We start from the raw sequence: 21,010 nt of genomic DNA, 5'->3' as shown, positions 1-21,010 counted from the left end.
GCACCTCCCCGCCGTGCCGCCGGAACTCGATTCCGGCGGCACGGCCCCCTTGAATTCTTGAATTCCCGATCTCCTGAATTACTTCCACGATCTCGACCACCCGAATAGGTGAAGTGCCAGTGGCGAACGAAGCAAAGCTCCGCGAATACCTCAAGAAGGTCACGACGGATCTCGACGAGGCGTACGGACGCCTGCGCGACATCGAGAGCCAGGCCCATGAGCCCATTGCCATCACGGCCATGAGCTGCCGCTTCCCGGGAGGCGTACGGTCCCCCGAAGAACTGTGGGAACTGCTGACCTCGGGCGGCGACGCCCTCACCGCCTTCCCCACGGACCGCGGCTGGGACCTGGAGCACCTGTTCTCCGACGACCCCGACGACCAGGGCACCTCGACCACCCGCGAGGGCGGGTTCCTGAGCGGCGCGTCCGCGTTCGACGCCCACTTCTTCGGGATCTCGCCGCGCGAGGCCATGGCGATGGACCCGCAGCAGCGGCTCCTGCTGGAGACCTCCTGGGAGGCGTTCGAGCGGGCCGGCATCGACCCGAACCTCCTGCGCGGCAGCCAGTGCGGTGTGTTCGTCGGCATGAACGGCTCGGACTACCTCACCCCGCTGCTGGAGGCGGCCGAGGACTACGCGGGCCACCTCGGCACCGGCAACGCCTCCAGCGTGCTCTCCGGGCGCCTCTCCTACACCTTCGGCCTCGAAGGCCCCGCCGTCACCGTCGACACCGCCTGCTCGGCCTCGCTCGTCGCCCTCCACCTGGCGGCGCAGGCACTGCGGGCCGGGGAGTGCTCACTGGCCGTCGCGGGCGGCGTCCACGTCATGTCCACCCCCGGGCTCTTCGTGGAGTTCAGCAAGCAGCGCGGACTCTCCACCGACGGCCGGTGCAAGGCGTTCGCGGCGGGCGCCGACGGCTTCGGCCCCGCCGAAGGCGTGGGCGTCCTGCTCCTGGAGCGGCTCTCCGACGCGCGCAAGAACGGCCGCCCGGTCCTGGCCGTGCTCCGCGGTTCCGCGATCAACCAGGACGGTGCGAGCAACGGGCTCACCGCCCCCAACGGCCCCTCTCAGCAGCGCGTCATCCGGCAGGCCCTGGCCAACGCCCGGCTCTCCGCCGATCAGGTGGACGTGGTGGAGGCGCACGGCACGGGCACCTCGCTCGGTGACCCCATCGAGGCACAGGCGCTGCTGGCGACGTACGGGCAGGACAGGCCGGCCGACCAGCCGCTGCTGCTGGGGTCGGTGAAATCGAACATCGGGCACACCCAGGCCGCGGCCGGTGTGGCCGGTGTGATGAAGATGGTGCTGGCCATGCAGCACGGGGTGCTGCCGCAGAGCCTCCACATCGACGAGCCGTCGCCCCACGTGGACTGGGCGGCCGGCACGGTCGAACTGCTCACGGAGCAGACGGCGTGGCCCGAGCGGACTCATCCCCGGCGTGCGGGTGTGTCGTCGTTCGGTTTCAGCGGGACGAACGCGCACGTGATCGTGGAGCAGGCTCCGGAGGCGGAGGCGGCCGGAGTGGACGGCCGTTCGGGGATGCCGGTGGTGCCGTGGGTTCTGTCGGGCAAGAGTGCGGGGGCGTTGCGGGGGCAGGCGGAGCGGCTGTCGGGCTGGCTGGCGGTCACGGCGGACGTTGATCCGCTGGACGTGGGCTGGTCCTTGGCGTCGACGCGCGCGGGGCTGGACCACCGGGCGGTGGTGCTGGGTGATCACGCGGCCGGTGTGTCCGCCGTGGCGACTGCCGGCCTGGCCGCCGGTGTGGTGACCGGGTCGGTGGTGGGCGGCAAGACGGCGTTCGTGTTCCCGGGTCAGGGTTCGCAGTGGGTGGGCATGGCGGCGGAGCTGCTGGAGTCCTCGCCGGTGTTCGCCGCGCGGGTGGATGAGTGTGCGAAGGCGTTGGAGCCCTTCACCGACTGGTCGTTGGTGGATGTGCTTCGCGGTGTTGAGGGCGCGCCGTCCCTTGACCGGGTGGATGTGGTGCAGCCGGCGCTGTTCGCGGTGATGGTGTCGCTCGCGGAGGTGTGGCGGTCGGCGGGTGTCCGTCCGGGTGCGGTGATCGGGCATTCGCAGGGTGAGATCGCGGCCGCATGTGTGGCCGGGATCCTGTCGCTGGATGACGCGGCCCGTGTGGTGGCGTTGCGGAGCCAGGCCATCGGCCGGGTGCTCGCGGGTCTGGGCGGCATGGTGTCCGTGCCCCTGCCCGCCGCCGAGGTCCGGGAGCGGATCGCGCCGTGGGGCGAGCAGCGGATCTCCGTCGCCGCTGTCAATGGCCCTTCCTCGGTCGTGGTTTCGGGTGAGGCGCAGGCGCTGGATGAGCTCCTGGTCGCCTGTGAGAAGGACGGGGTCCGTGCCAAGCGGATCGCGGTGGACTACGCCTCGCACTCCGCCCAGGTGGAGCTCCTCCGCGAGGAGCTGGCCGGTCTGCTCGCGCCGATCGTTCCGCAGGCGGCGGAGGTTCCCTTCCTGTCGACGGTGACGGGGGAGTGGGTGAAGGGCCCCGAGCTGGACGCCGGGTACTGGTTCCGCAACCTTCGCCAGACCGTGGAGCTGGAGCAGGCCACCCGCACGCTGCTGGAGCAGGGTTTCGGGGTGTTCATCGAGTCCAGCCCGCACCCGGTGTTGACCGTGGGCATGCAGGAGACCGTCGAGGACGCCGGCCGTGAGGCCGCCGTACTCGGTTCCCTGCGGCGTAACGAGGGTGGTCTGGAGCGGTTCTGGCTGTCCCTCGGCGAGGCTTACGTCCGTGGTGTGGCCGTGGACTGGGACGCCGTGTTCGCCGGTACCGGCGCCCAGCGCGTCGACCTGCCCACCTACGCCTTCCAGTCTCAGCGGTTCTGGCCGGAGGCCGCGCCGGTCGAAGCGGGTGAACTGCCCGTGGAGAGCGCGATCGACGCCCGGTTCTGGGACGCCGTCGAACGCGAGGACGTCACGGCGCTGGCCGAGGCGCTGGCCTTCGACGCGCCCGACGCGATCCAGTCGCTGGGCACGGTCCTGCCCGGACTCTCCTCCTGGCGGCGGCAGAGCCGCGAGCAGTCCACCGTCGACGGCTGGCGCTACCGGGTCGGGTGGAAGCCGCAGGCCGATGCCGTGACCAAGCCCCGGCTCTCGGGGACGTGGCTGGCCGTCGTGCCCGAGGCGCCGTCCGACGCGGCCGGTGACACGGTCGCCGCCGTCCTGCGTGTCCTCGCCGAACGCGGTGCGGAGGTCCGTACGGTCACGGTCGCCGCCGGAGCGGCCGGCCGTGACGCGCTCACCGCCACCCTCAAGGCCGCCACCGCCGGGGCGCCCGCCCCCGCCGGTGTCCTCTCCCTCCTCGCCCTCGGCGGCGACGCCGCCGCCCACGCGCTGTCCCAGGCCCTGGGCGATGCGGAGGTGGCCGCGCCCCTGTGGTGCGTCACCCGTGGCGCCGTCGTCGCCGGGCGGTCGGACCGGATCGCGGACCCCGGGCAGGCGCTCGTCTGGGGCCTCGGACGCGTCGCCTCCATGGAGCAGGGCGGCCGTTGGGGCGGCCTCGTGGACCTGCCCGGTACGGACGCGGCCGACGACCGGACCCTCGAACGGCTCGTCGGGGTGCTGGCCGGGGACGGCGCCGAGGACCAGGTCGCCGTGCGGTCCTCGGGGCTGTTCGTACGCCGTCTCGTGCGCGCCCGCCTGGCCGAGACGCCGGCGGTCCGGGAGTGGCGTCCGCGCGGTACGACGCTGGTCACCGGCGGTACGGGCGTACTCGGCGGGCAGGTGGCCCGCTGGCTCGCCGGGAACGGCGCCGAGCACCTGCTGCTGGCCAGCCGCCGCGGAGCCGAGGCGCCCGGCGCGGCCGAACTGCGCGAGGAGCTGACCGCGCTCGGTGCCCGGGTCACCCTCGCGGCCTGCGACGTCAGCGACCGCGAGGCCCTCGCCGGACTCCTCGCCACCGTCCCCGCCGACCAGCCGCTGACCGCGGTGATCCACGCCGCGGCCGTCGTCGACGACGGGGTCATCGAGACGCTCACGGCCGAGCAGGTCGCCGCCGTCCTGCGGGTCAAGGTGGACGCGACGCGGCACCTGCACGAGCTGACGCGCGACCTCGACCTGTCCGCGTTCGTCCTCTTCTCCTCCTTCGCCGCCACCTTCGGCGCCCCCGGCCAGGGCAACCAGGCACCCGGCAACGCCTTCCTCGACGCCTTCGCCGAGTACCGGCGCGCCGCCGGACTGCCCGCCACCTCCCTCGCGTGGGGCCCCTGGGGCAGCGCGGACGGGGACGACAGCGCGGCCGGCGACCGGATGCGCCGCCACGGCATCATCGCCATGCCGCCCGCGCGGACCCTGGCCTCGCTCCAGCACGCCCTGGACCGCGACGAGACCACCCTGACCGTGGTCGACATGGACTGGAAGCGGTTCACCCTCGCCTTCACCGCCGACCGGCCGCGCCCCCTGCTCCTGGAGCTGCCCGAGGCCCGGCGGGTCATCGAGAGCGCGGAACGGGAGTCCGCCGAGGACCTGGCCGGGGGAGTGCCGCTCACCCAGCAGCTCGCCGGACTGCCCGACGTCGAGCAGGAGCGCCTGCTGCTCGACCTGGTCCGTACCGCCGTCGCCGCGGTCCTCGGCCACGCCGACCTCACGGCCGTCGAAGCGGGCCGGGCCTTCAAGGAGCTCGGCTTCGACTCCCTCACCTCCGTCGAGCTGCGCAACCGCCTCGGCGCGGTCAGCGGCCTGAAGCTGCCCGCCAGCCTGGTCTTCGACCACCCCACCCCGGCCGCCGTCGCCGCGTACCTGCGGGCCGGGATCGTGCCCGACGCGGCCGCGGGAGGGGCCCCGCTGCTGGAGGAGATCGACAAGCTGGAGTCCGTACTGGAACGCGGCACCGCCGACAACGTCGTACGCGCCCGGGTGACGATGCGGCTGCAGTCACTGCTGGCGAAGTGGAGCGACACCGAGGACCCGGCCGAGGAGGACCCGGCCGACGAGGCCGAGCAGGTCCAGGACGCGAGCGACGAGGAGCTCTTCGCCCTCATCAACAACGGCCTCGGACGTTATTGACGGCTTGCCGATTATTGGTGAAGATGGCCAGCCCCCTGGGTAATTCCACCGGGGTCACTGCCCCCTACGCACCTCCCCACCCAGGGGTGCGTAGGGGGCAGTTAGGGGTTGTCGGGGGGATTGACCCGGAAATAGCCTGCCGCCGAGCAGTCGCTTCGTCAGATGGGTGAAGTGACCGCGTTTTCCGATGTCATTCTCGGCTCTGCGCTCGGTTTTTCCGGTGCCGTCTGCTGCAAATGGGTGGTTGCGTTAAATGGCGAATGAAGAGACGCTGCGGGACTACCTGAAGCTGGCGACGGCGGATCTCCAGCAGACGCGTCAGCGACTGCGCGAGATCGAGGCGAGGAACCAGGACCCCATCGCCATCGTCGGCATGGGCTGCCGCTACCCCGGCGGCGCGACCTCGCCCGAAGAGCTGTGGCAGCTGGTCGTCGACGGTGTCGACGCCATCACCGGTTTCCCCGCCGAGCGCGGCTGGGACATGGAGACCGTCTACCACCCCGACCCCGAGCACCCGGGCACCAGCTACGCCAACCAGGGCGGCTTCGTCCGGGACTTCGCCCGGTTCGACCCCTCGCTCTTCGGGATCTCCCCGCGCGAGGCCCTCGCCATGGACCCGCAGCAGCGGCTGCTCCTGGAGACCTCCTGGGAGGCCTTCGAGCGCGCGGGCATCGACCCGACCTCGATGCGCGGCAAGCAGGTCGGCGTGTTCGTCGGCACCAGCAACCACGACTACCTGACGGCGCTGCTGAGTTCCTCCGAGAACGTGGAGGGCTACCTCGGCACCGGCAACGCGGCGAGCGTCGCCTCCGGCCGCCTCTCGTACACCTTCGGCCTCGAAGGCCCCGCCGTCACCGTCGACACCGCCTGCTCGTCCTCGCTCGTCGCCCTGCACCTGGCCGTGCAGGCGCTGCGCAACGGAGAGTGCTCGCTCGCCCTCGCGGGCGGCGCCACCCTGATGTCGGCGCCCGGCACCTTCATCGACTACAGCAAGCAGCGGGGCCTGGCCACCGACGGCCGCTGCAAGGCGTTCTCGCCGGACGCCGACGGCTTCAGCCTCGCCGAGGGCGTCGGCGTCCTCCTCGTGGAGCGGCTCTCCGACGCCCGCCGCAAGGGGCACCACGTCCTCGCCGTCATCCGCGGTACGGCCGTCAACCAGGACGGTGCCTCCAACGGCCTGACCGCCCCCAACGGCCCCTCCCAGCAGCGCGTCATCCTCCAGGCGCTGTCCAACGCCCGGCTCACCCCCGACCAGGTGGACGCCGTGGAGGCGCACGGCACCGGAACCGGCCTCGGCGACCCCATCGAGGCGCAGGCGATCATCGCCACCTACGGCCAGGACCGGCCCGACGGACGGCCGCTGTGGCTCGGCTCGCTCAAGACCAACATCGGGCACGCGCAGGCCGCCGCCGGTGTCGCCGGAGTCATCAAGAGCGTCATGGCGATGCGCCACGGCGTCCTGCCCAAGACCCTGCACCTGACCGAGCCGACCCCGCACGTCGACTGGTCGGCGGGCGAGGTGTCCCTGCTCACCGAGGCGCGGCCGTGGCCGCTGCACGAGGGGCCCCGCCGCATCGGCGTCTCGTCCTTCGGCATGAGCGGCACCAACGCGCACATCATCCTGGAGGGCGCCGAGGAGCCCGCCGCCGGCCTCGCCACGGATCCCGCCGCCGAACCGGGCACCGAGCCGGGCACCGGACCGGCCGTCCTGCCGGTCGTGCTGGCCGGCAAGACCGAGTCCGCGCTGCGGGCGCAGGCGAGCGCACTGCACGCCCACCTCACGGCCCGGCCCGAGCTCCGCGTCGAGGACGTCGCCGCCGCGCAGGCGCTCACCCGGGCCGCCCTGGACCGCCGGGCGGCGGTCGTCGCGCAGGACCGTGACGAGCTGCTGGCGGGGCTCGCCGCGCTCGCCGAGGGCAGCCCTTCGGCCGACGTGGTCGAAGGGGCCGCCACGGAGGGCAAGCTGGCGTTCCTGTTCACGGGACAGGGCAGCCAGCGCCTCGGCATGGGCCGTGAACTGTACGAGTCCCAGCCGGTGTTCGCCGCCGCACTGGACGAGGTGTGCGACCGGTTCGCGCTCTCCCTCGAACTGCCGTTGAAGGACGTGCTGTTCGGGTCGGATGCGGATGTTCTGGACCGTACGGAGTACACCCAGCCGGCGCTGTTCGCGGTCGAGGTGGCGCTGTTCCGGCTCGTGGAGAGCTGGGGTCTGAAGCCGGACTTCCTCTCCGGTCACTCGATCGGTGAGATCGCCGCCGCGCACGTCGCCGGGGTGTTCTCGCTCGATGACGCGTGCGCGCTGGTCGCCGCCCGGGGTCGCCTGATGCAGGCGCTGCCGTCGGGTGGCGTGATGATCGCCGTGCAGGCCTCGGAGGACGAGGTCCTGCCACTGCTGACCGACCGGGTGAGCATCGCGGCCGTCAACGGTCCGCGCTCGGTGGTCATTGCCGGTGACGAGGACGCGGCGGTCGCGGTCGCGGAGGCGTTCGGCGACCGCAAGTCCAAGCGGCTCACCGTCAGCCATGCCTTCCACTCGCCGCACATGGACGGGATGCTGGACGAGTTCCGCGCGGTCGTGGCGGGGCTGTCGTTCGCGGCCCCGAGCATTCCGCTCGTCTCCAACCTGACCGGCTCCCTGGTCACCGACGAGATGGGCTCGGCCGAGTTCTGGGTCCGCCACGTCCGCGACGCCGTCCGCTTCCTCGACGGCATCCGCTGGCTGGAGAGCCGCGGCGTCACCGCGTACCTCGAAATCGGCCCCGGCGGCGTCCTCTCCGCCCTCGGCCAGGACTGCCAGACCGCCACCGGCCCCCGCGCCGCCGCCTTCCTGCCCGCGCTGCGCGCCGGCCGCCCCGAAGCGCGGTCCCTGACCGCCGCCGTCGCCGGCGCCCACGTCCGCGGGCTCTCCCCGGACTGGGCCACCCGCTTCCCCGGGGCCGGTACGCGGCGCGCCGAACTGCCGACGTACGCCTTCCAGCGCGACCTCTACTGGCCCCGCGACCCCTTCACCGACCTCAGCGAACCCGTCGACGGCCGCGAACTCGGCCTCACCGACGCCAAGTTCTGGGAGGTCGTCGACAGCGAGGACCTGGCCGCGCTCGCCGCCACCCTCGGCGTCGAGGGCGACGAGCCGCTCAGCGGCGTGCTGCCCGCGCTCTCCGCCTGGCACCGCCGCCACCGCGACCGCGACACCGTCGGCAGCTGGCGCTACCGCGTCACCTGGAAGCCGCTCACCGACACCGCACCCGGCCCCCTGGCCGGCCACTGGCTCCTCGCGATACCCGCCGGTCACGCCGACGACCCCTGGGCCGTCGCCGCCGCCCGGACGCTGGCCGCGCGCGGCGCCACCGTGAGCAGCGTGACCGTCGACGCCCTAGCCGACGACCGGGCCGCCCTCGCCCGGCGGATCACCGAAACCCTCGCCGGCACCCCGGAGACGGCCGCGCCCGCCGGGGTGCTCTCGCTGCTCGCCCTCGACGAGCGCCCGCACCCCGAGGACCCGGCGCTGCCCGCCGGGCTCGCCGCCACCCTCGCCCTCGTCCAGGCCCTGGGCGACGCCGACGTGGCCGCCCCCCTGTGGGCCGCCACCCGGGGCGCCGTCTCCACCGGCCGCTCCGACCGGCTCGCAGGCCTCGCCCAGGCGCCGCTCTGGGGCCTCGGCCGGACCGCCGCCCTCGAACTGCCCGACCGCTGGGGCGGCCTCGTCGACCTGCCGCCGACCCCCGACGAGCGCGCCGCGGGCCGGCTCGCCGACGTACTCGGCGGCCTCGGAACCGAGGACCACCTCGCCGTACGCTCCACCGGCGTCTTCGTCCGCCGGCTGACCCGGGCCCCCCAGGAGCAGCCGCCCGCCGGGGAGTGGACCACCTCCGGCACGGCCCTGGTCACCGGCGGCACCGGCGCCCTCGGCCGGCACGTGGCCCGCTGGCTCGCCCGCACCGGCGCCGAACACCTGCTGCTGGTGAGCAGGCGCGGCCCCGACGCCGACGGCGCCCCCGAACTCGCCGCCGAACTGCGCGAACTGGGCGCCCGCGTCACCCTCGCGGCCTGCGACGTGTCCGACCCCGACGCCGTGGCCGCACTCCTCGCCGACGTCCCCGCCGACGCCCCCCTGACCACCGTCGTCCACGCCGCCGGAGTCCTCGACGACGGCGTCCTCGAGGCGATGACGCCCAGGCGCCTGGCCGACGTCATACGGCCCAAGTCCCACGCGGCGAACGTCCTGCACGAGCTGACCCGCGAACTGGACCTCTCCGCGTTCGTCCTGTTCTCCTCCGTCGCCGCCGCGTTCGGCGCCGCGGGCCAGGCCAACTACGCCGCCGCGAACGCCTCCCTGGACGCCCTCGCCGAGCAGCGCCGCGCCGACGGCCTGCCCGCCACCGTGATCTCCTGGGGCGCCTGGGCCGAGGGGGGCATGGCCACCGACGAACTCGTCGCCGAGCGCCTGCGCCTCGCCGGACTCCCCGCCCTCGCCCCCGAACTGGCCCTGTCGGCACTGCACACGGCCCTCAGCCTGGACGAGACCTCCTCCCTCGTCGCCGACATCGACTGGGACCGCCTGGCGCCCGGCCTCAGCGCCGTACGTCCCTGCCCGCTGATCGCCGATCTCCCCGAGGCCGCCCACGCCCTCGCCGCCGCGGCCGCCGCACCCGACACCGCCACCGAGGGCGCCGACGCCTTCGCCCGGCAGCTCGCGCAAGCGCCTGCGGCCGAACGCGACGCGCTCGCTGTGGAGTTCGTCCGTACGCAGGTGGCCGTCGTACTCGGCTACCCCGGCCCCGGATCCGTGGACGCGGCCATCGCCTTCCGGGACCTCGGCTTCGACTCCCTGACCGCGGTGGAGATCCGCAACCTCCTCGCCTCCCGGACCGGGCTCAGGCTGCCCGCCACCCTGATCTTCGACTACCCCAACTCCCTCTCCCTGGCCGCCTTCCTCCAGGAAGAACTCCTCGGCACCCGGCCCGCCGACCCGGCCGGGGCCACCGGCGCCGCCGCCGCAACCGGCTCCGGCTCCGGTACCGCGACCGACGACGACCCCATCGCGATCGTCGCCATGAGCTGCCGCTTCCCCGGCGGGGTCAACACCCCCGAGGAGCTCTGGCAGCTGCTCGTGACCGGCCGCGACGCGATCTCCGGGTTCCCGGCCGACCGCGGCTGGGACCTCGACGGCCTGTACGACCCCGAGTCCCTCCGCGACAACACCACCTACGTCGGCGAAGGCGGCTTCCTCGCCGGCGCCACCGAGTTCGACCCCGGCTTCTTCGGGATCTCGCCGCGCGAGGCCCTCGCCATGGACCCGCAGCAGCGGCTGCTCCTGGAGACCTCCTGGGAGGCCTTCGAGCGGGCCGGCATCGACCCCGCCACCGTGCGGGGCGAACGGATCGGCGTCTTCACCGGCACCAACGGACAGGACTACCTCGACGTCATCCTCGCCGCCCCCGACGGCTCCGAGGGCTTCCTGGGCACGGGCAACGCGGCGAGCGTCGTCTCCGGCCGCGTCAGCTACGTCCTGGGCCTGGAAGGCCCCGCCGTCACCGTCGACACGGCCTGCTCCTCGTCGCTGGTCGCCCTGCACTGGGCGATCCAGGCCCTGCGACAGGGCGAGTGCACCATGGCGCTGGCGGGCGGCGTGACCGTCATGTCCACGCCCGCGTCCTTCATCGACTTCAGCCGCCAGCGCGGACTCGCCGCCGACGGCCGCATCAAGGCCTTCGCCGCCGCCGCCGACGGCACCGGCTGGGGCGAGGGCCTCGGCATGCTCCTCGTCGAGCGGCTCTCCGACGCCCGCCGCCACGGACACCCGGTCCTCGCCCTGGTCCGCGGCTCCGCCGTCAACCAGGACGGCGCCAGCAACGGCCTCACCGCCCCCAACGGCCCCTCCCAGCAGCGCGTCATCCGTCAGGCCCTCGCCAGCGCGGGCCTGACGACCGCCGACGTGGACGCCGTCGAGGCCCACGGCACCGGCACCCGGCTCGGCGATCCGATCGAGGCGCAGGCGCTGCTGGCGACGTACGGCCAGGACCGCGCCGACGGGCAGCCGCTGCTGCTCGGCTCCATCAAGTCCAACCTCGGTCACACCCAGGCCGCCGCCGGTGTCGCGGGCGTCATCAAGATGGTGCTCGCCATGCGCAACGGGGTACTGCCCCCGACGCTGCACGTCGACGAGCCCACCCCGCACGTCGACTGGACGGCGGGGGACATCGCCCTGCTGACCGAACCGGTCGAATGGCCCGAGACCGGGCGCCCGCGCCGCGCGGGCGTCTCGTCCTTCGGCATCAGCGGCACCAACGCCCACACCATCATCGAGCAGGCCCCGGAGACCGCGGCCCCCGCGCTGCCCGTACCGGCTCCCGACACGGTCACGCCGGACGTGCCGCCGCTGCCCTGGATCCTCTCCGGCAAGAGCCGGGACGCCCTGCGCGACCAGGCCCGCCGACTGCACGCCCACGCCGTGCTCCACCCCGAACTGCGCCCCGCCGACCTCGGGCTCTCCCTGGCCCTCGGCCGGTCCGCGTTCGAACACCGCGCCGCCGTGGTGGCCGCGGACCGCGCCGCGCTGCTCGCCGGCCTGGAGACGCTCGCCGAGGGAGGCTCGGCCGCCGGACTCGTCGAGGGCTCACCGGTCGCGGGCAAGCTCGCGTTCCTGTTCACGGGACAGGGCAGCCAGCGACTGGGGATGGGCCGTGAGCTGTACGAGTCCCACCCGGTGTTCGCGGACGCCTTCGACGGGGTGTGCGCCCATGTCGACCTCGAACTGCCCTTGAAGGAGGTGCTGTTCGGGTCGGATGCGGATGTTCTGGACCGTACGGAGTACACCCAGCCGGCGCTGTTCGCGGTCGAGGTGGCGCTGTTCCGGCTCGTGGAGAGCTGGGGTCTGAAGCCGGACTTCCTCTCCGGTCACTCGATCGGTGAGATCGCCGCCGCGCACGTCGCCGGGGTGTTCTCGCTCGATGACGCGTGCGCGCTGGTCGCCGCCCGGGGTCGCCTGATGCAGGCGCTGCCGTCCGGTGGCGTGATGATCGCGGTCCAGGCCTCGGAGGACGAGGTCCTGCCGCTGCTGACGGACCGGGTGAGCATCGCGGCCGTCAACGGTCCCCGGTCCGTGGTCGTCGCGGGTGACGAGGACGCGGCTCTTGCCGTCGCGGCCGCGTTCCCGGACCGCAAGTCCAAGCGGCTGACCGTGAGCCATGCCTTCCACTCGCCGCACATGGACGGGATGCTGGACGACTTCCGCCAGGTCGTGGCGGGGCTGACCTTCGAGGCTCCCCGTATCCCGATCGTGTCCAACCTGACCGGTGCTCTCGTCTCCGACGAGATGGGTTCCGCCGAGTTCTGGGTCCGGCACGTCCGCGAGGCGGTCCGTTTCCTCGACGGCATCCGCGCCCTTGAAGCCGCCGGGGTGACCACGTACGTCGAACTCGGCCCCGACGGTGTCCTCTCCGCGCTCGCGCAGGACTGCATCGAGCAGGACGCCGTGTTCGCACCCGCGCTCCGCAAGGACCGCCCCGAGGCCGAGGCCGTCACCACGGCCCTCGCCCGGGCCCACGTCAACGGAGTCGGCGTCGACTGGGCGGTGTACTTCGCGGGCACCGACGCCCAGCGCGTCGACCTCCCCACCTACGCCTTCCAGCGGCAGCGTTACTGGCCCGCCCTCTCCGGCCTCTACCTCGGGGACGTCGAGGCGATCGGCCTCGACGACACCGCCCACCCGCTCCTGAGCGCCGGTGTCGCCCTGCCCGAGTCCGACGGCATGGTGTTCGCCGGACGCCTCGCCCTGTCCACCCACCCCTGGCTGGCCGACCACGCCATCCTCGGCAGCGTCCTGCTGCCCGGCACGGCCTTCGTGGAACTCGCCACCCGCGCCGGTGACCAGCTCGGCTGCGACCACGTCGAGGAACTCACCCTCGAAGCGCCCCTCGTCCTGCCCGAGCGGGGCGGCGTGCGGCTGCGCGTATGGGTCGGCGCCGCCGACGACTCCGGCCGCAGGCCGTTCGCCCTGCACTCCCGGGCCGAAGGCCTGGCGGCCGAGGAGCCCTGGACGCGGCACGCCGCCGGTGTGCTCGCCGAAGACGCCCGGCCCGCAGCCGGCTTCGACCTGACGGCCTGGCCGCCCGCCGGTGCCACCGAGGTGCCGCTCGAAGGCCGCTACGACGCGCTCGACGCCATCGGATTCGCCTACGGCCCCACCTTCCGCGGCCTGCGTACGGCTTGGCAGCTCGACGGCGCGGTGTACGCCGAGGTCGCGCTGCCCGACGGCGCCGAGGACCAGGCGGCCCGCTTCGGACTGCACCCCGCACTGCTCGACGCCGCCCTGCACGCCATCGGACTCGACGGCATCGGAGCCGACGACGGCCAGGGGCGGCTGCCCTTCGCCTGGTCCGGGGTGTCGCTGTACGCGGGAGGGGCGAGCGCGCTGCGCGTCCGTCTCACCCCGGCCGGAGCCGAAGGCGTCCGGCTGGAGATCGCCGACGCCTCCGGGGCCCCCGTCGCGGCCGTCGAATCGCTCGGGCTGCGCCCGGTGACCGCCGGACAGCTGCGCGCCGCCCGCACCTCGTACCACGAGTCGGTGTTCCGCCAGCAGTGGACCGAACTCGGCGGCCTCGGCGCCCCGGACACGGTGGCCCCGGCGCGCTACGCCCTGCTCGGCGACTCCGGAGCGCGGATCGCCGGGGACGCGGACCACTACGCCGACCTGGCGGCGCTGGCCGCCGCCGTCGACGCGGGAGCCGCCGTCCCGGACGAGGTGGTCATCCGCCTCGCCCCGGCGCCCGGCCCCCTGTCCGCGCCGGCCGTGCACGACGCCGCGCACGCCGCGCTGGCCCTCGCCCAGGCGTGGCTCGCGGACGAGCGGTTCGCCGCCGCCCGGCTGGTGGTCCTCACCCGTGGCGCGGTGGCCGCGACCGCCGACGAGGACGTGACCGACCTGGCCGCCGCCACCGTGTGGGGCCTGCTGCGGTCCGCGCAGACGGAGAACCCCGGCAGGATCGCCCTCGTCGACACCGACACCGGTCAGGACGGCGGACACGCCGCGCTGCGCGCCGCGCTCGGCTCCGACGAGGAGCGCTTCGCCCTGCGCGCCGGCGCCGTGCTCGTGCCGCGCCTCGCCCGTGTCGAGACCGGCCGGGAGGACGGCGCCCGCACCCCGGCCTTCGGGCCGGACGGCACGGTGCTGATCACCGGCGCCACCGGAGCGCTGGGCGGCCTCGTCGCCCGGCACCTGGCCACCTCGTACGGGGTGCGCCGCCTGCTCCTCGTCGGCCGGCGCGGCGCGGACGCGCCCGGAGCCGCCGAACTCGTCCGGGAACTCGCCGAGTCGGGCGCCACCGCCATCTGGGCGGCCTGTGACGTGGCCGACCGGGACGCCCTCGCCGCACTGCTCGCGGAGGTCCCCGCAGACCACCCGCTCTCGGCGGTCGTCCACACCGCGGGCGTCCTCGACGACGGGATCGTCTCCTCGCTGACCCCCGACCGGCTGTCGGCGGTCCTGCGCCCCAAGGTGGACGCCGCCTGGAACCTGCACGAGCTGACCCGGGGCCTGGACCTCACCGCGTTCGTGCTCTTCTCCTCCACCTCCGGCGTGTTCGGCGGCCCCGGCCAGGGCAACTACGCCGCCGCCAACTCCTTCCTCGACGCCCTCGCCCAGCACCGCCGGGCCCAGGGCCTGCCGGCCACCGCGCTCGCCTGGGGCCTGTGGTCCGTGGCCGAGGGCATGGCCGGCGCGCTGGACGCCGCCGACGTCAACCGGATGCGCCGCGCCGGACTGCCCCCGCTGACGGCCGCGGACGGCCTCGGCCTGTTCGACACCGCGCTCTCCCTCGACGACGCGGCCCTCGCCCTGATGCGCGTGGACACCGAAACCCTGCGCCCCCAGGCCGCCGCGGGCACCCTCGCCCCGCTGCTGCGCGGACTCGTACGGGGTGTCGCCCGCCGGTCGGCCACCGCCACGGCCGGCGCCGCCGGGGGCGAGACGGAGCTGCGGGCCCGGCTGGCCGCGCTGTCGGCCGCCGAGCAGGACCGCGCGCTGCTGGAACTGGTCCGTACGCAGGTCGCGGCCGTCCTCGGGCACGCGTCCCCCGCCGCCGTCGAGTCGGGGCGGGCCTTCAAGGAGCTGGGCTTCGACTCGCTCACCGCGGTCGAACTCCGCAACCGGCTGAACGCCGCCACCGCCCTGCGCCTGCCCGCCACGCTGATCTTCGACTACCCGGACCCGACGGTCCTCGCCCGCCACCTGCGCACCGAGCTGATCGGCGACGACCCGGAGCCGGGCACCGCCGCCGGCGACGCCCCCGGGGCCACGGCGCCCGCGACCGCGGCGGCCGCCGACGACGAGCCCATCGCCATCGTCGCCATGAGCTGCCGCTACCCCGGTGACGTCCGCACCCCCGAGGACCTCTGGCAGCTCCTGACCGCCGGCGCGGACGGCATCACCCGCCTCCCCGAGAACCGCGGCTGGGACACCGACGCCCTCTACCACCCCGACCCCGAGCACCCGGGCACCTCGTACGCCCGCGAGGGCGGCTTCCTGCACGACGCCGCCGAGTTCGACGCCTCCTTCTTCGGGATCTCCCCGCGCGAGGCCCTCGCCATGGACCCCCAGCAGCGACTGCTGCTGGAGACCACCTGGGAGGTCTTCGAACGGGCCGGCATCGCCCCGTCCTCCGTGCGCGGCAGCCGTACCGGCGTCTTCGCCGGCGTCATGTACCACGACTACGGGGCGCGCCTGCACGCCGTGCCCGACGGTGTCGAGGGCTACCTCGGCACGGGCAGCTCCAGCAGCATCGTCTCGGGCCGCGTCGCCTACACGTTCGGCCTGGAGGGCCCGGCGGTCACCGTCGACACGGCCTGCTCCTCCTCGTTGGTCGCCCTGCACCTCGCGGCGCAGGCCCTGCGCGGCGGCGAGTGCTCCCTGGCGCTGGCGGGCGGCGTCACCGTGATGTTCACACCCGGTACCTTCATCGAGTTCAGCCGCCAGCGCGGGCTCGCCGCCGACGGCCGCTGCAAGTCCTTCGCGGCCGCCGCCGACGGCACAGGCTGGGGCGAGGGCGCCGGCATGCTCCTGCTGGAGCGGCTCTCCGACGCCCGCCGCAACGGCCACCAGGTACTGGCCGTGCTCCGCGGCTCCGCCGTCAACCAGGACGGCGCGAGCAACGGCCTGACCGCCCCCAACGGCCCCTCGCAGCAGCGGGTCATCCGCCAGGCCCTCGCCAACGCCCGCCTGTCGGCCGACCAGGTCGACGCGGTCGAGGCCCACGGCACCGGCACCACCCTCGGCGACCCCATCGAGGCGCAGGCGCTGCTGGCCACCTACGGCCGCGAGCACAGCGACGACCGGCCGCTGCTGCTCGGCTCGGTGAAGTCCAACCTCGGGCACACCCAGGCCGCCGCCGGTGTCGCCGGCATCATCAAGATGGTCATGGCGATGCGGCACGGCGTCCTGCCCAAAACCCTGCACGTGGACGAGCCGACCCCGCACGTCGACTGGACCGCGGGAGCGGTGTCCCTGCTCACCGAGCAGGTGGCCTGGCCCGACACCGGCCGGCCGCGCCGCGCGGGAGTCTCCTCCTTCGGCATCAGCGGAACGAACGCCCACGCCATCATCGAGCAGGCCCCGCAGCCGGACCCGGATCCCCGGCCCGCCGCCGGGCCGGACGCGGACACGGACACCCACGCGGGCGGGGAGCCGGAGGGCGCCCCTGCCCCCGTCGTGCCCGTGGTGCTGTCCGCCCGCGACGAGGACGCGCTGCGCGCCCAGGCCCGCCGCCTCCTCACCCGCGTCCACACCGACGAGGGCCTGCGCACCGCCGACCTCGCCCTGTCCCTGGCGACCACCCGATCCGCCCTGGAGCAGCGCGCCGCCCTGGTGGCGGCGGACCGTACGGAGCTGCTCCGCGGCCTCGACGCGCTCGCCCGGGGCGAGGACACGGCCGCGGGACTGGTGCGCGGGAGCGCCCGGGACGGCCGGCTGGCGTTCCTGTTCACCGGGCAGGGCAGCCAGCGGCTGGGGATGGGCCGCGAACTGCGCGACGCCTACCCCGCCTTCGCCGAGGCGCTCGACCACATCTGCGTCGAGCTCGACCGGCACCTCGAACTGCCCCTGAAGGAAGTGCTGTTCGGTTCCGACGCGGCCCTGCTGGACCGGACGCGGTACGCGCAGCCCGCACTGTTCGCGGTCGAGGTGGCGCTGTTCCGGCTGCTGGAGACGTGGGGCGTGCGGCCGGACTTCCTGTCCGGACACTCCATCGGCGAGATCAGCGCCGCCCATGTCGCCGGGGTCCTCTCCCTCCAGGACGCCGCCGAACTGGTCGCCGCGCGCGGCAGGTTGATGCAGGAGCTGCCCGCCGGCGGGGTGATGATCGCCCTCCAGGCCTCGGAGGACGAGGTCGTGGCGCTGCTCACCGACCGGGTGAGCGTCGCCGCGGTCAACGGCCCGCAGGCCGTCGTCGTGGCCGGGGACGAGGACGCGGCCGTCGCGGTCGCCGAGGTCTTCGAGGCGCTGGGCCGCAAGACCAAGCGCCTCACCGTCAGCCACGCCTTCCACTCGCCGCACATGGACGCCATGCTCGCCGACTTCCGCAAGGTCGCCGAGGGCCTGGTGTACGGGACCCCGCGGATCCCGGTCGTCTCCAACCTGACCGGATCGATCGTCTCCGACGAGATGGGCTCCGCCGACTTCTGGGTCCGCCACGTCCGCGAGGGAGTCCGCTTCCTCGACGGCGTGCGCGCCCTGGACGCCGCCGGGGTGACGACGTACGTCGAACTCGGCCCCGACGGGACCCTGTCCGCGCTCGTCCAGGACTGCCTCACCGACACCGCGACGGCCGCTGCCGGGCCCGCCGCCGACGCCGCCGTCCGCGTGCCCGTACTGCGCAAGGGCCGCCCCGAGGCCGAGGCCCTCACCACGGCCCTCGCCCTGGCCCACGCCCACGGAGTCACCGTCGACTGGACGGCGTACTTCTCGGGCACCGGCGCCCGCCGCGTCGACCTGCCCACCTACGCCTTCCAGCGCAAGCGCTACTGGCTCGACGTCGGGGTCTCCGTCGAGGACGTCCTCGCGGCCGGCCTCGACACGCCCGGCCACCCGCTGCTCGGGGCGACCGTCCCGCTGCCCGCCACCGACGGCCTGGTCCTCACCGGACGCCTCGCCCTCTCCACCCACCCCTGGCTGACCGACCACACGGTCATGGACACCGTCCTGCTGCCCGGCACCGCCTTCGTCGAACTGGCCCTGCGGGCCGGTGCGGAGGTCGGCTGCGACACCGTCGAGGAGCTGGCCATCGAGGCCCCGCTCACCCTGGCCGACCAGGGCGCCGTACAGCTCCAGCTGGCCGTCGACACGGCCGACGAGACGGGCCGGCGCACCCTGACGCTGCACTCCCGCCCCGCCGACGCCCCGGCGGGAGAGCCGTGGACGCGGCACGTCACGGGCGTGCTCGCCCCGGCCGGACCGGCCCGCGCCTTCGACCTGGCCCAGTGGCCGCCGGCCGGAGCCGAACCGGTGCCCACCGACGGCTTCTACCCGGCCGCCGCCGCGGCCGGCCTCGGATACGGGCCGGTGTTCCAGGGCCTGCGCGCTGCCTGGCGCGGCGAAGGCGCACTGTTCGCCGAGGTCGCGCTCGACGAGGCGTACGCGGCGGAGGCCGACGCCTACGGCGTCCACCCGGCGCTCCTCGACGCCGCCCTACAGGCCATCGGCCTCGGAGTGCCCGGCGATACCGGCACCGGCTCCGGCTCCGACACCGGCTCCGCCGACGGCGCGCGGCTCCCCTTCGCCTGGACCGGCGTACGGCTCTACGCCGCCGGCGCGACCGGCCTGCGGGTCCGGATCACCGCAGGGGAGTCCGGCGGCCTGGCCCTGGACGTCGCCGACGCCACCGGAGCCCCGGTGGCCTCGGTCGACTCACTGGTCCTGCGCCCGGTGTCCGCCGCCCAGCTCGGCGCCGACCGCACCGCGCACCACGAGTCGCTGTTCGGCGTCGAGTGGGCGAAGCTGCCCCTGGCCGCCGGCGCGATCCCCGCCGGCGAGCGGTGGGCCGTACTCGGCGAGGACCCGGCGGAGTTCCGCATCGCCGGCGAACCGCTGGAGCGCCACCGCGACCTCACCGCGCTGCGCGGGGAACTCGCCGCCGGCGCCCCGGCACCCGACGTCGTGGTCGTCCCGCTGTCCGGGACGGCCCCCGCCGGCGGCCGCGCGGCCGCCGCCCGGACCGCCGCCCACCAGGCGCTCGCCCTCGTCAAGGAGTGGCTGGCCGAGGAACGCCTCGACGACTCCCGGCTCGTGCTGCTCACCTCGGGCGCGGTGGCCGCCGTACCGGGCGAACACCTCACCGACCTCGCCCACGCCCCGGCATGGGGCCTGGTCCGGTCGGCGCAGTCGGAGAACCCCGGCCGCTTCGTCCTCGCCGACACCGACGGCTCCGAGGCCTCCCTCGGCGCGCTGGCCGCCGCCCTGGCGGGCGACGAACCGCAGCTCGCCCTGCGGTCGGGCGAGGCGTACGCCTTCCGCCTGCGCCGCATCGGCCGCACCGCGGCGACCGATGCCGTCGATGCCGTCGACGGCATCGACACCACCGGCACGGTCCTCGTCACCGGAGCCGGCGGCACCCTCGGCAGCCTCTTCGCCCGCCACCTCGCCGACGCCCACGGCGTACGCAACCTGCTGCTGCTCAGCCGCCGCGGCGACACGGCGCCCGGCGCGGCGGACCTGACGCGCGCACTGGAGGCGTCAGGCGCGGCCGTCACCTGGGCGGCGTGCGACGCGGCCGACCGGGACGCGCTGGCCGCCGTACTGGCGGCGGTCCCCGCCGACCGGCCGCTGACCGCCGTCGTCCACACGGCCGGCGTCCTGGACGACGGGATCATCGACTCCCTCACGCCCGAACGCCTCGACACCGTCCTGCGGCCCAAGGTCGACGCGGCCTGGAACCTGCACGAGCTGACCGAAGGCCACCGGCTCTCCGCGTTCGTGCTCTTCTCCTCCGTCGCCGGCTGCTTCGGCGCCGCCGGACAGGCCAACTACGCCGCGGCCAACGCCTTCCTGGACGCGCTGGCCCAGCACCGCGCGGCGCGCGGCCTGGCCGCCAGCTCCCTCGCCTGGGGCCTGTGGGCCACCACCGACGGCATGGCGGGCGCCCTCGACGAGGCCGACCTGACCCGGATGGCCCGCGCCGGTGTCGGCGCGCTCGCCCCCGAGGAGGGGCTGGCCCTGTTCGACACCTCCCGGACCCTGGACGAAGCCGTCCTCGTTCCCATGCGGGTCGAACCGGCCGCGCTGCGCGCCCAGGCCGCCGACGGCACCCTGCCGCCGCTGCTGCGCGGACTGGTCCGCACCCCCGCGCGCCGGGCCGCCGTGGACCCCGCGCGCCGCGCCGCCTCCCGCTCCGCCGCCGAACCGGCGGACTCCCTCCAGGAGCGGCTGGCGGGCCTGCCGGCCGCCGAACGCGACCAGGCGCTCCACGAGCTGGTCCGCACCCAGGTGGCCGCGGTACTCGGCCACGGCACGGCCGACGACATCGACCCCGGCCGGGGCTTCCTCGACCTGGGCTTCGACTCGCTGACCGCGGTCGACCTGCGCAACCGGCTCACCGCCGCCGCCGGGCTGCGGCTGCCCGTCACGCTGATCTTCGACTACCCGTCGCCCGCGGCGCTCGCCGCGTACATCGGGGAGAAGCTCGGCCGGGGCGACGCCGCCCGCAGGCCCGTCCACACGGAACTCGACAAGCTCGAATCCCTCCTCTCGGCGATCGCCCCCGACGACGCCGAACGCGCGGGCATCACCACCCGCCTGCGCGACCTACTGGCGAAGTGGAACGACACGCACAGTGCACAGGACAGCGCCGCCGAAGAGCGGGACATCCAGGCCGCCACGGCCGACGAGCTCTTCGACCTGCTCGACGACGAACTCGGCCTGTCCTGAGATGCCCCCGACGACCTTGACGGGCTTGACGACCTTGAACACTTCGACGACTTCGACGACTTCGACCACGGGGATGGCG

Annotated in this window: 2 protein-coding genes; both read left to right on the top strand. The window is 74.6% G+C overall.

What is annotated here, in order from left to right; all coding sequences use genetic code 11:
• Nucleotides 1-119 precede the first annotated feature (119 nt).
• Nucleotides 120-5,018 carry a type I polyketide synthase gene (locus EES41_RS04340; protein WP_123075814.1) on the top strand — a complete coding sequence of 1,633 codons (4,899 nt, stop codon included), beginning with the start codon at nt 120-122 and terminating at the stop codon, nt 5,016-5,018.
• Nucleotides 5,019-5,271: 253 nt separating this feature from the next.
• Entirely contained in the window at nt 5,272-20,931 is a 15,660-nt protein-coding gene (locus EES41_RS04335) for a type I polyketide synthase (protein WP_123075812.1), read from the top strand.
• Nucleotides 20,932-21,010 lie beyond the last annotated feature (79 nt).

Source organism: Streptomyces sp. ADI95-16, from assembly GCF_003721495.1.
In the GTDB taxonomy this organism is placed as follows: Bacteria; Actinomycetota; Actinomycetes; order Streptomycetales; family Streptomycetaceae; genus Streptomyces; species Streptomyces goshikiensis.
This window is presented reverse-complemented; position numbering and strand designations above follow the sequence as displayed.